This window comes from Gemmobacter sp. 24YEA27 (assembly GCF_030052995.1).
Taxonomy (GTDB): Bacteria; Pseudomonadota; Alphaproteobacteria; order Rhodobacterales; family Rhodobacteraceae; genus Pseudogemmobacter.
The window spans coordinates 3,407,340-3,418,179 of record NZ_JASJPW010000001.1 but is presented as its reverse complement, the minus strand read 5'-3'; the positions used below and the strand labels follow the sequence as shown (position 1 = coordinate 3,418,179).

The window sequence follows — 10,840 nt, the reverse complement described above, 5'->3', positions numbered from 1 at the left end:
ATCAACACCCAACAGAGCGTAACCGTGGTCGGTGAGCATCTGGACGGTTCCATGACTGAGGCCCATCAGAGATGTTTCGACTGGCGTGGTGGCCGAGGGAGGTGCGGGCCGATGAAAGGGTTCAGGAAGCCGGGGTAGTGACGGCCCTTGCTGTAATAGGTGCGTGTGGCAGAACTTCGCTCGAATTCTTGCTTCATTACCCGCCATGGTTGCACGAATCGTCTGGTCACACTTCGATCACCGCACAACAAAAGGAGGAGGTCGCGATGGGTCAGAAATGGACGACAGCGCATAAGCTCGCCTGCCGTGATGAGAATGGCGATTTAACTCGCGTTTTCCATCAGGTGTTGAAGGACGGGGCGAACGAAGTTGTTGAGGAAAGGTTCGTTCTCGGGAACTGCGAGCCGGTGTCGCGGGTGCAGGGTCTGTATCATCGGGAGAATGGCAACATCATTTCCCCACCGCCGGTTTCACTTCCCTAGAATAAAAATGCCCTCGGCAATCCGGGGGCGTTTCTCACTTGAGCACCATCATCGCCCGCGCATTTGTCGGACTTCGCCATGCGGAGTTCCCCGTTTTTATGAACGTGAGGCGGATCATCCCCGCCGGCCTGGGGGCGTCACCAGTCAGACTTTTCCGGAGGGTCTTCTCCTTCGAGGAAGTTTCCAAACTTCTCCCAGCCTTTTATGTGTTCGGACAAGACTCTCACGACAACCAGAACTGGAACAGCTATCACCATACCGATGACAGACCACAGCCAAGCCCAAAGTGTAACGCTCAGAAACACAACGACAACGTTCATGCGCAGCCTGCGCGAGACAAAGTAAGGCGTGATGATCTGCCCCTCTAAAGCTGTCAGGGCGAAGTAGGAAACAGCCACCAAGACCGGAACGAAAAAGCCGTCAAAGACCACCAGCGCAACCAGTGCCGATGCTGCAATGCCGGCCAGAGAGCCAAGGTAGGGAATGAAGTTCAGTACAAAAGCCGCGATCCCAAACAGGATGGGCGCGGGCATGCCCCAAGCCCACATCAACAGACCGACAGCGATCCCGAGCGCTAGGTTAATAAAGGTGATGGCACTCAGATAGTTGCCCAGCGACTCTTCAATTTCGCGAAGGGCGAGATAGGCTGCTTTTTTGTCCGTCAGCCTGTCGAACGACTGAACGATCTTAAGATAGAGCAGATCTCCTGAGGCCATCATAAAGAAGAGCAGAAACATCACCAGGGCGAACTGACCAACCATAAAAGGCGTGGAAATGGCTAACCCTTGCAAAGCTGCCATAGTTGCACTTCCGCTCTCCGGGGCAACGGGCGCGACGTTATCGGCCAGAACGGGCAGTGAAGCTCCACCGGCATCAAGCTCCGACGCTACGCTTTGAACGCTTCGGATGGCATCACGAATGAAGGCAAGCTTCTCGCGCACAGCATCTGCTATCGCCGGATAGTTTTTGATCACTTCGCTTGCTGGACCGGACGCGATGAGGAAGATCGCGCCAATCGAAACCAGCACACCGAGGCAGACCACGGTGGCCGTCAGGGCGTTCGGGATACCTTTCTTCTCGGTAAAGCGACGCAGAGGCGTGAAGACGAAGAACAGCAGCACAGCCAGAGTTACAGGCATCAAGAAATCGCGCGCTGCTGCGACAGCCGCAAACAACAGTATCAGGAAGATGCCGATCACAGCCCAGTTCGACGCCCCGCCGACGCGAGGCTTGGCTTCAGCTTCTCCACCGAAAAGGTAATGGTGTTCCTTTGTCACGTTCCGAATGCCTCAACTGCCCACATTCCATGCGAGCGTATATCAAATGCAACTTCGGGACAGTCTGTATTTCTGCAGCCCCCGGCTTATCCGATGATCGCAATTTGGGCCCATGACTGGACCGGCCAACAGCGGCTTGAGGCTTTCGTCCATCGAGGATGTTCTGGATAGCGGGGTAGCAGGTTGAAAGTCCGGGCAGATGAAAACGTGATCAAGCTTTTCGGAACCATTGGCTGTGCGATCTGGTTGTCCTCACATCGATAGGAGGACGCTATGACAAAACCCGATTTCGACAAGGAAGCCGAGAATACGAAGTTCAACGTCGAGGAAGAGGCGCAGAAACAGAAGATGGGCAACGCTGCCCAGCCCTTCAATCCGAACAAGGCTCCTCGCACGAACGAGCCCAATGCTGGCGGGGCAAATCGCGAGAGCGGGCACCGAGGCTAAAATGACAAGCGCCCGGCAGGATTTCTCCTCCGGGCGCAATTATTCTACTGGCAAAATATCAAGGGGGCTAGAATTTCGCAAGCATTATCTTGCGTTCCATGGCTGCAGAGCGGGCATATCCAGGGTGATATCGATCCCCGCGAGAATACCGAGGCCATCCAACTCCGCCCTAATCCACAGAAGCGCCCCATACCATGCCAGATACCGGCGATGCGCCGCGGCAATCTGTGATCTGGTCGGAGTCACGACCACAGGGCAATACAGAACCGGCTCCTCATGCACCCTTCCCTTGCGGCCGATGCGCTTCTGGATCGGCCAGCCCTGAGATCCGAGGTGATGCGCCTCCTCGGTCTCTGCCCGCTCTCCATGCCGATTGGTCCGCGTCCCGCATGGCTGGATCGTCGGACGCGCACCCTGCATCCAGTCAGGCGCAATCCCGGCCCGGGCATGTTGAGCCACGAATACCGCCATCTGCCGCCCGCCATGACTGACCGGCAGGCTTGCCACCGTCGAGGCGATGATCTGTGCATCCCAAGCTGGATCCGACCGGCCGCCACCGTCGATCTCGCAACCGATGGCGCCGCGCTGCATCATCAGCCAGATACCATCGACACCCATGCGCTGGCCGCCGGAGGTCTCGCCCATCTCGTCAAAGTCGAGGCCGGCGCGCTCGGTGCCGAAGGCCCATTCCAGCGCGCGCTGGATTGACATGCTCCGGAAACCGACCCTGCTCAGATCGGCGCCTGGCGGTTTTGCCGCTGGCTTCGGTTGAAGCACGATCTCCGAACTGATGGCAGGCGGTGCGGGCGCATCACGCCTTGCGCGGGGCCGCACAACCCGACCAGCGGCAATCGCGTCATCGCGCAACCTGATCTCCTCTGGTGTCATCCTGCTCATACCGCTCCCTCCTACTCACAACTGGTTGAGGTGGGAACCAAGTCGCCCACCACACGTTGTTTCATCAGACCGTCACAACGTCCTGTGACCTGTCTGTTGAACTGCCTGTATGACTGCCGGGGCGCCAAGCTGCGTCCCGGTTTTTTTTTTGATCTCTTTCATGGGAACCATTCCACCCGCCGCCAGTTTGAACATCAGGCGGCCGCAATCTCCCTCGGCCTGTCGTGTTCCCTGACCGACCGGGGCGCTCAGGGAATGGGGCGCCCCGTTTCCCGGGGCTCTCGCCACAATCGTGACGCAATCATGGGCTGAATTAACCTTGCCGGGCGCGGGTTGAGCCGGGCTGCCACCTGCGATCCTCGCGTCCGAAACAACTCTGTCCCTTTCGTGCCGGACACTCCGCCCTCGATGGATCAAGCTCACTCTCGCGCCCGCACCCTTCAGACGTAGGCAGAAATACCTACGCAACAGTGCCGTCTTTCCAGAGCGCCAACTCGCCTCTAAATTGCAGTTATTGTTGGTGTTTACGATTTCCCTGTTGAGCGTTTTATTCAGTGACGAGAGAGCCGCCCTTGCGCATGTCGCGATGGCGGCTTTTTTGTTTTGGTCCATCACTCCCCCTTGTCCTGACGGGTGGCGCAGACCCGCTCGAAATGGAAAACGATGGGCCGATCCTCGACGGTGACGACGCCGAAGCGCACCGCAGCCCGGAATATCGACTTCTCCCGCGCGACGATCTGCGCCGACCGGGCGAGCAGGTCTCGCCAGCCCTCAAGGCTGTATCCACCCTTGCTCAGGTTGCAGGGCGCGCAGGCCGGCATCATGTTCGCGACGGTATTGCGCTCCGGCCTGATCATCCGACACTCAGCAGCAGGCAGGGCGTGCCCATATGGGTCGGTAGTGATGCGGATAGTCATACATCCAGTTATCTGTGAAAAAATGCTGCCGGTGGAGCGCCACCTCAGAACCAGATATTGGGCTGCTGCCGGCATCGCGGCTACGAGGACAAGTTCGCGACGAATGAACCGGGTGGCGGATATGGGACGGATGTCCAGCCGCTATTTCGTGATCCGGGCGGCAGAGCCGGCGCTGGCCGGTCAGCAACCCGACCTGCACAACATCCGGAGCGGGATCAGCCGGATCGAGGCGCAATTGGAGAAGCTGCAGCCGAGGCCGTGATATCTCACCCCCGCTCTGGGGTGGGCGGGGGTGAGCCGTGATCGCTGGTAGGGCTTAGACAGCGAACGGTAGAAGTTACGGATTTACTAAAGAATATGGCGAAAATCGGAAATTTTGATCCGGAAACTGTGTCGCCTCATCAGCATGGCGGGCGCGTCCGCACGGCAAAAATACGAAAGCCCGACGGGCTTTCGCACCGACGGGCTTCAGCGGTTAATTCCGCATAACTCGTAAAATCTCAATGACACAACTGTTTACGCGATGTGCGGGTAATGCCGCCAACTGATTAAACAACAAGATTACAATCGGTTACTCACTATGTGGATTTGATAGCCGCAACGCCGCCGCGAGGATAGACGGCGACATTGCGTAGGTGTTTTTACCTATGCCCCGCCCGGCCGTCGCGCCGGGCTTTTTCATACCCATGGAGATCGTCATGACCGAGGCATTCTTTGCCACGAGCCGACCGCTGTCTGGCGGCAGCCTGCAACTTGCGCAGTTGGATGGCCTGAGCGCCATCCTCGCCGCCACCAAGACCTTTCCGCGCCTAAATCCTCGCCACGGCCTGTCACGAAACGGCGCATAGCATGCAGCCGATCCGTGAAAATGGGCGCGGTAAGGACAGGAAATACGGCGAGGACGACCTGACCGGCAAGGCGCCATATGGCGGGGGCTATGTCCGCTTACCTGGCGCCAGAACTACCAGCGCGCGGATCGCGAGCCTGGCCAGGATCGCCGGGGCGCGGCAGGGGCCCTGGTATTGGCCGGTGATCAGGTGTGTCGGGGTTTCAGCCGGCGAGATTGGCTGAGATAGCCACAATGGGCGGCGAGCAGGGGGGCGGAGTGTTTACAAAGCCATTCGTAACCCTTTGAAGTCCGCAGAGTGATCAGGGCTGGTGTTTACGGCTTATGTGATTGAAATATAGTCATTGTTTTTATTCTGTCGGGGTCACTATTTTATACTCAGATATCAACATCTCGTTTTTTGATGTCAAAGTGGTGATATCCGCCCATTCACGAAATAACGCGAACGAAAGGCCCGTATTCGCGACGCACTCGTCCAAATCCCATACACGGTGTACGGCTTTCCTTCTGCCAGCTACCTGAGTTCGGGGACATATCCGCCCGAAACCCTGACCATACCTCATCCCTGGCCTCCACAAGCGGCCCTTGGCCGGGATCCCGCGATCCGCGCCAGCCGCTCGACCCCCTCCGGCAAGTCAGCCCCCCGTTCTTCACAGGCCAGCCCGGCCCGGCGCAGCGGGCAAGGGTGAAGACTGCAACACAGGTTGCGACACAGATCCGCAGGTACATTCCGGTTCGGATCCTGTGCTATGCTCTGAGGCCCGCATCCTTCGCAGTTCGCGACCGGGGCAGACCTCGCGAATTTGACCGCAAGGATCGGAGTGGGGATGCCGGATGACGGGGTTAATCTGATCCTGTAATGAACAGGACCGCGAGGGGCATCATGATGGCGACCCGTAATTCAGCTGTCGCAACCACGTCTGCGACCGAACAGGATCCGCGCTGGCAGAGCGTGGTGGCACGCGAGGCGGCGGCGGATGGCCGCTTTGTCTATGCGGTCAGGACCACGGGCGTCTATTGCCGCCCCTCTTGCCCGTCGCGCAGGGCGAAGCCGCAAAATGTGCGTTTCTTCGATCTTCCGGATGAGGCGGAGGCGGCGGGTTATCGCCCCTGTCAGCGTTGCGCGCCGCACGGGCCTTCGGTGGCCGAGGCAAATGCCGCGCTGGTCGCCGCCGCCTGCCGGCTGATCGAGGCCGCCGACGAGGCGCCGAAGCTGCAGGATCTGGCGGCAAAGATCGGTATGAGCCCCTGGTGGTTCCACCGTCAGTTCAGGGCAGTAACCGGGCTGACCCCGGCGCAATGGGCCAGTGCTCATCGCCGGAGGAAGCTCAGGGCCGGGCTGGCCGACAAGGGCAGCAGCGTGACCGGCGCGATCTATGGCGCGGGCTTTGGCTCCGGCAGCCGGTTTTACGAAGGCTCGGACGCGGCGCTTGGCATGACCCCGACCGCTTTTCGCAATGGCGGCAGGGATGCCGAGATCCGGTTTGCCGTCGGGGAGAGCAGCCTTGGCGCGATTCTGGTCGCGCAAAGTGACCGGGGGATCTGCGCCATCACCCTGGGCGATGACCCTGAAACGCTGATCCGCGATCTGCAGGACAGCTTTCCCCGCGCCAGGCTGATCGGCGATGACCCGGATTTCGAGGCGCTGGTGGCCCGGGTTGCGGGCCTGGTTGAGGCGCCGCAGACCGGGTTTGATCTGCCGCTCGACATTCGGGGCACCGCGTTTCAGGAACGGGTCTGGCAGGCCTTGCGGCTGATCCCGCCGGGAGAGACCGCCTCTTACGCCGATATCGCCCGCCGCATCGGCGCGCCAAAAGCGGTGCGCGCGGTCGCCCAGGCCTGCGGCGCCAACCGGATCGCGGTCGCCATCCCCTGTCACCGCGTGATCCGCAATGATGGCGCGCTGTCGGGCTATCGCTGGGGCATCGCTCGCAAACGCGCGCTTCTGGAAAAGGAGGGTGGATTGTGAGCGGTCTGCCTGAGGTCAGTACGTCGCCGGATGTCGCGCCCGATCCCGTGCCTGGTGTTGCATCCGGCGCTGTGGACAGGCTGCGCCAATATGACTGGGCTGCCTTTGCCGCCGGGATGGACAGTTTTGGCTGCGCGGTTCTGCCAAGGCTTCTTTCACCCGGGGAATGCGCGGATCTCGCTGGGGACTATAGTGCAGAGGCGCCGTTTCGCAGCCATATCCACATGGCGCGGCATGGCTTTGGCCGGGGCGAATACAAGTATTACCGCTATCCGCTGCCGGATCTGATCGCGGGGCTGCGGAGCGCCCTATATCCGCATCTCGCCGGGCTTGCGAATGGCTGGAACGCGCGCCTGGGGATAGGGCGGGTCTATCCGGACCGCCATGAGGACTTCCTGCGCGACTGCCATGCGGCCGGCCAGACACGGCCGACGCCCCTCCTCCTGCAATATGGGCCGGGCGATTTCAATTGCCTGCATCAGGATCTCTATGGCGATCTGGCCTTCCCTATCCAGGTGGCCTTCCTTCTGTCCGAGCCGGGGCGCGATTTCACCGGCGGCGAGTTTGTGCTGACCGAGCAACGCCCCCGGATGCAGAGCCGGGCCGAGGTGGTGCCACTGGCGCAGGGGGATGCTGTCGCCTTTGCGGTGCATAACCGGCCGGTCGAGGGTGCGAGAGGCAGCTACCGCGTCAACCTGCGCCATGGCGTCAGCCGCATCCGCTCGGGGCAAAGGCATACGCTTGGGATCATCTTCCATGACGCCCGGTGATCTGACCGGTAAGTATGCCGGTGCGCTGACCATCGGCCGCGTCGCCACTCCGCTCGGTGCACTGATCATGGTCACAGATGCGACGGGCGGGCTGATGGCGTCGGAATATGCGGACCATGAGGACCGGCTGCACCGGCTGCTCTCGCGCCGTATCGGACCGGTCGATCTGCGGCCCGGCGCGATCCCGCCCAGGCTGGCTGCGGCGGTGGAGGCCTATTTCGCGGGTGATCTGGCAGCGACAGACCGGATCCCGGTCCGGCTGACGGGCAGCCCGTTCCAGAACCTCGCCTGGGCGGCTTTGCGCCGCATCCCGCCCGGCAGGCCGGTGACCTATGGCGAACAGGCGCTCCGGATCGGCAGGCCGGGAGCCGCGCGGGCGGTGGGGCATGCGAATGGCAGCAACCCGTTCAACCTGATCCTGCCCTGCCACCGGCTTGTCGGTGCGGATGGCGCATTGACAGGCTATGCTGGCGGGCTGGAGCGCAAACGCTGGCTCTTGGATCATGAGGCACGCTTTGCCGCGCCAGGGGGATGTCACAGCAAGGCTTCACCTCATCGGCAAATGGCGGCAAGGTCCGCCGGTCAGATTCCCCGACCGCCCGCGCTTTCCGGCAGGCCGCGACAGGGGGTCTGCGCCGCAAAGGAGAGCATGATGACCGATAAAAACACCGCCGCGCTGGATTTCCTGGCCACCCGCCTGTCGCAGCCGGCCAAGATGTTTCGCCCGCCGGTGCCGTCGCGGGACGAGCTGACCGCGATGCTGCAGCTGGCGCTGCGGGTGCCCGATCATGGCAAGCTGGAGCCCTGGCGCCTGATCGTGCTGGAGAGATCCGATTTCACCCGCCTCGCCGACCTCGTCGAGGCACGGGCGAAAGAGCTGGGGGCGGATGCGGAAAAGCTTGAAAAAGGTCGCGGCCAATATGATCGCGGCCATCTGGCGGTGGTGGTGATTTCCGCGCCGAAAGCCTCGGACAAGATCCCTTTGGAAGAGCAGGTTCTGTCTGCGGGCGCGCTGTGCATGTCGCTTTTGTCGGTGGCGACGGCCTCGGGCTGGGGGGCGAACTGGCTCAGCGGCTGGCCGGCACATGATGCGGTGTTCCGGGCGCGGGCCTTTGGCTGCGAGGGCGCCGAGACTGTGGCCGGCATCATTCATATCGGCACGGCCGCCCATGTGTTTCCGGACCGTCCGCGCCCGGATCTGGCGCGGGTGGTGCAATGGGGGCTTGGGCCGAAATGATCCCGGCCTGATCCCCTCAGACGCTGCTGGCCGTGCTGATTTTCTGGCCGTGCTGTTTTTTGTCCTGTCAGCGCCGATCCAGGCCGCGCCCGTCATGGGCCGGGCCTGGATCACGTCTGCTTTCCACCGCTTGCGCGCGGTGTGGGCCTGTCAGGATGCCGGCGTTTCCACGCTGTCTTTCGGCTCCAGAATGCCCCGGAAATCAAGGTCTTCGATGGTGATGCCTCCCCAGAGGATCACCGCCGCCATCGCCCCCCAGATCACCAGCGCAAAGCCCGTGGCAATCAGGGCCGAGCGGCCGATATTTTCCTCGGCCGGCGCCCCGGCGGGGGTGCCCGGCACTATCTCGCCCGCCTCGGCCTGGGTGCGGGTGCGCAGCATGAGCACGATGTAAAAGGTCAGAAACCAGGTGACTGCGAAAAGGACGATGCCAGAGGTGAGGTTCATACCTGTTCAAGCTCCACAAGGCAGCCGTTGAAATCCTTGGGATGCAGGAAAAGGACGGGCTTGCCATGGGCGCCGATTTTCGGCTCGCCGCTGCCCAGCACCCGCGCGCCCTGTGCCTTCAGCCGGTCACGCGCCGCGATTATATCCTCGACCTCATAGCAGATATGGTGAATGCCGCCCGAAGGGTTCTTTTCCAGAAAGCCATTGATCGGGGAGTTTTCGCCCAGCGGATACAGCAGTTCGATCTTGGTATTCGGCAATTCGATGAAGATCACCGTCACGCCATGATCGGGCTCATCCTGGGGCGCGCCGACTTTTGCGCCGAGCGTATCGCGATACTGGCGCGCGGCGGCTTCAAGATCGGGCACGGCAATGGCGACATGGTTCAGACGTCCGATCATCGGCTTCTCCTGCTGCATGTAGGGTCTCCTGGACTTATGCGCGCGGGGGCGGGGCTGGGCAAGGGGGAGAGAGGCCTCTGTTAACGCAAGCTTCACCAGAGTTCTGCGAGGCTGGAGGCCGCGAATCATCCCCGACCGCTGCCGCGAAAGGATCAGCCCCATGGCCAGCCGCCTCCCCGCCAGTCCGGTGGTATTGCCCGGTCTGCTGCCTGCCGCCCTGTCGCTGCCGCTGCGGGGGCTGACGGTGCTCGCGGTGGAAGACAGCCGCTTTGCCAGCGAGGCGTTGCGGCTGATGTGCCAGCGCTCGGGCGCGCGGCTCAGGCGGGCGGAAAGCCTGGCGGTTGCAGCCGCGCATCTGGGGATCTACCGGCCAGATCTGGTGATTGTCGATCTGGGGCTGCCCGATGGGCGGGGCGAAGATCTGATCAGTGGCCTGAGCCGGACAGGCGGGCCGGTGGTGCTGGGAACCAGCGCCGACAGTGACGGCAGGCTGCGGGCGATGCGGGCGGGGGCTGCGGGCTATCTCGGCAAGCCGCTGCCCGATCTTGCCGGGTTTCAGGCGGCGGTGCTGGCGCATCTGTGCGACCGGCATCTGCGCGGCGCGCCTGGAAGCGGGGGAGGCAATGGCGCGGTGGAACCCGATCCACTGGCGCTGTGCGATGATCTGCGGCTTGCCGAGGCCAGGCTGCAGATTGCCCCCACGGCGCAGGCCACCCGCGACTGGCTGCGCGGTTTTCTGTCAGGCCTTGCGCTCCAATGCGGCGATGAGGCGCTGAAATCCGCAGCTGAAGCGGTCAGCCGCAACGGCGATCCCAATCGCATCCGGGCGATCCTGAACGAAAAGATCCGCCAGATGCCGGCCTTTCGGCCGCCCGGACCCGGCTTTGGCAGCGCGGGGCAGAGCCTGGTCTGAGGGCAGCGGACATCCGGCGCGGTTTGCTGCGAGACCTTGGCGGATGAGTGCTGCGGCACCGAACGCCCTTCTGGTTTGGGCGGCACGCAGGGGTGGTCTGTCGCGCGCCCGCAGACATGTCTGTCGCGGAGCCAGTCCGGCCCCCGCCGCTACACAGTCACTGCCAGGCAGGGCCGGAAAGAAAGCCGAAATAATTGTATAGCGGCACGGCGTTTCTAACGGCGCGCCGGCTCAAC

The 10,840-nt window shown here is 62.2% G+C and carries 13 protein-coding genes and 1 pseudogene; 9 read left to right on the top strand and 5 right to left on the bottom strand.

Annotated elements, in window-relative coordinates; translation table 11 throughout:
* Positions 1-619 precede the first annotated feature (619 nt).
* The gene (locus QNO18_RS16905) at positions 620-1,759 is read right to left on the bottom strand and encodes an AI-2E family transporter (RefSeq protein ID WP_283178627.1); all 1,140 of its coding nucleotides are present in this window, start codon (positions 1,757-1,759) and stop codon (positions 620-622) included.
* Positions 1,760-2,032: 273 nt separating this feature from the next.
* On the opposite strand from QNO18_RS16905, the gene QNO18_RS16900 reads away from it, so the two are divergent.
* Positions 2,033-2,206, top strand: coding sequence for a hypothetical protein (locus QNO18_RS16900; RefSeq protein WP_283177603.1), 174 nt, complete (start codon positions 2,033-2,035; stop codon positions 2,204-2,206).
* 84 nt (positions 2,207-2,290) lie between these two features.
* On the opposite strand, the gene QNO18_RS16895 is transcribed toward QNO18_RS16900, so the two are convergent.
* Together QNO18_RS16895 and QNO18_RS16890 are read right to left on the bottom strand one after the other, a co-directional pair.
* Complete coding sequence (locus tag QNO18_RS16895; RefSeq protein WP_283178626.1) at positions 2,291-2,917, bottom strand: hypothetical protein; 627 nt, start codon at positions 2,915-2,917, stop codon at positions 2,291-2,293.
* A gap of 797 nt (positions 2,918-3,714) precedes the next feature.
* The gene (locus tag QNO18_RS16890) at positions 3,715-3,960 is read right to left on the bottom strand and encodes a hypothetical protein (protein WP_283178625.1); all 246 of its coding nucleotides are present in this window, start codon (positions 3,958-3,960) and stop codon (positions 3,715-3,717) included.
* Positions 3,961-4,150: 190 nt separating this feature from the next.
* On the opposite strand from QNO18_RS16890, the gene QNO18_RS16885 reads away from it, so the two are divergent.
* The 7 genes and pseudogenes from QNO18_RS16885 (at position 4,151) to QNO18_RS16855 (ending at position 8,843) form a co-directional block, all read left to right on the top strand.
* A complete protein-coding gene (locus QNO18_RS16885) occupies positions 4,151-4,282 on the top strand; it encodes a hypothetical protein (RefSeq protein ID WP_283178624.1) in 132 nt (43 codons plus the stop codon).
* A gap of 436 nt (positions 4,283-4,718) precedes the next feature.
* Positions 4,719-4,868, top strand: coding sequence for a hypothetical protein (locus tag QNO18_RS16880; protein WP_283178623.1), 150 nt, complete (start codon positions 4,719-4,721; stop codon positions 4,866-4,868).
* Position 4,869: 1 nt separating this feature from the next.
* Positions 4,870-5,091: a hypothetical protein gene (locus QNO18_RS16875; RefSeq protein WP_283178622.1), complete on the top strand. Its 222-nt coding sequence runs from the start codon at positions 4,870-4,872 to the stop codon at positions 5,089-5,091.
* Between the two features lie 662 nt (positions 5,092-5,753).
* A complete protein-coding gene (gene ada / locus QNO18_RS16870) occupies positions 5,754-6,836 on the top strand; it encodes a bifunctional DNA-binding transcriptional regulator/O6-methylguanine-DNA methyltransferase Ada (RefSeq protein ID WP_283178621.1) in 1,083 nt (360 codons plus the stop codon).
* Complete coding sequence (locus QNO18_RS16865; protein WP_283178620.1) at positions 6,833-7,606, top strand: 2OG-Fe(II) oxygenase; 774 nt, start codon at positions 6,833-6,835, stop codon at positions 7,604-7,606. Before ada ends, QNO18_RS16865 begins: the two co-directional genes overlap by 4 nt.
* Positions 7,539-8,105: pseudogene (locus tag QNO18_RS16860) on the top strand (methylated-DNA--[protein]-cysteine S-methyltransferase); the annotation flags it as partial. The gene QNO18_RS16865 and the pseudogene QNO18_RS16860, both read left to right, overlap by 68 nt.
* 153 nt (positions 8,106-8,258) lie before the next feature.
* Positions 8,259-8,843 carry a nitroreductase gene (locus QNO18_RS16855; RefSeq protein WP_283178832.1) on the top strand — a complete coding sequence of 195 codons (585 nt, stop codon included), beginning with the start codon at positions 8,259-8,261 and terminating at the stop codon, positions 8,841-8,843.
* A gap of 150 nt (positions 8,844-8,993) precedes the next feature.
* On the opposite strand, the gene QNO18_RS16850 is transcribed toward QNO18_RS16855, so the two are convergent.
* Together QNO18_RS16850 and mce are read right to left on the bottom strand one after the other, a co-directional pair.
* Positions 8,994-9,290 carry a DUF1467 family protein gene (locus QNO18_RS16850; protein WP_283178619.1) on the bottom strand — a complete coding sequence of 99 codons (297 nt, stop codon included), beginning with the start codon at positions 9,288-9,290 and terminating at the stop codon, positions 8,994-8,996.
* Positions 9,287-9,691 carry a methylmalonyl-CoA epimerase gene (mce, locus tag QNO18_RS16845; RefSeq protein ID WP_198837049.1) on the bottom strand — a complete coding sequence of 135 codons (405 nt, stop codon included), beginning with the start codon at positions 9,689-9,691 and terminating at the stop codon, positions 9,287-9,289. Before mce ends, QNO18_RS16850 begins: the two co-directional genes overlap by 4 nt.
* A 160-nt stretch (positions 9,692-9,851) precedes the next feature.
* Between mce and QNO18_RS16840 the strand changes: the two genes are divergently transcribed.
* Positions 9,852-10,604 (top strand): response regulator, encoded by a 753-nt coding sequence (locus tag QNO18_RS16840; RefSeq protein WP_283178618.1) that lies wholly within the window; start codon positions 9,852-9,854, stop codon positions 10,602-10,604.
* The last annotated feature ends 236 nt before the right edge of the window (positions 10,605-10,840 follow it).

Excerpts from the sequence above, each read along its gene's own strand:
- QNO18_RS16900 (WP_283177603.1), top strand. The coding sequence starts at position 2,033 with ATGACAAAACCCGATTTCGACAAGGAAGCCGAGAATACGAAGTTCAAC.
- QNO18_RS16895 (WP_283178626.1), bottom strand. The coding sequence starts at position 2,917 with ATGTCAATCCAGCGCGCGCTGGAATGGGCCTTCGGCACCGAGCGCGCC.
- QNO18_RS16890 (WP_283178625.1), bottom strand. The coding sequence starts at position 3,960 with ATGATCAGGCCGGAGCGCAATACCGTCGCGAACATGATGCCGGCCTGC.
- QNO18_RS16885 (WP_283178624.1), top strand. The coding sequence starts at position 4,151 with ATGTCCAGCCGCTATTTCGTGATCCGGGCGGCAGAGCCGGCGCTGGCC.
- QNO18_RS16880 (WP_283178623.1), top strand. The coding sequence starts at position 4,719 with ATGACCGAGGCATTCTTTGCCACGAGCCGACCGCTGTCTGGCGGCAGC.
- QNO18_RS16875 (WP_283178622.1), top strand. The coding sequence starts at position 4,870 with ATGCAGCCGATCCGTGAAAATGGGCGCGGTAAGGACAGGAAATACGGC.
- ada (WP_283178621.1), top strand. The coding sequence starts at position 5,754 with ATGGCGACCCGTAATTCAGCTGTCGCAACCACGTCTGCGACCGAACAG.
- QNO18_RS16855 (WP_283178832.1), top strand. The coding sequence starts at position 8,259 with ATGACCGATAAAAACACCGCCGCGCTGGATTTCCTGGCCACCCGCCTG.
- QNO18_RS16850 (WP_283178619.1), bottom strand. The coding sequence starts at position 9,290 with ATGAACCTCACCTCTGGCATCGTCCTTTTCGCAGTCACCTGGTTTCTG.
- mce (WP_198837049.1), bottom strand. The coding sequence starts at position 9,691 with ATGATCGGACGTCTGAACCATGTCGCCATTGCCGTGCCCGATCTTGAA.
- QNO18_RS16840 (WP_283178618.1), top strand. The coding sequence starts at position 9,852 with ATGGCCAGCCGCCTCCCCGCCAGTCCGGTGGTATTGCCCGGTCTGCTG.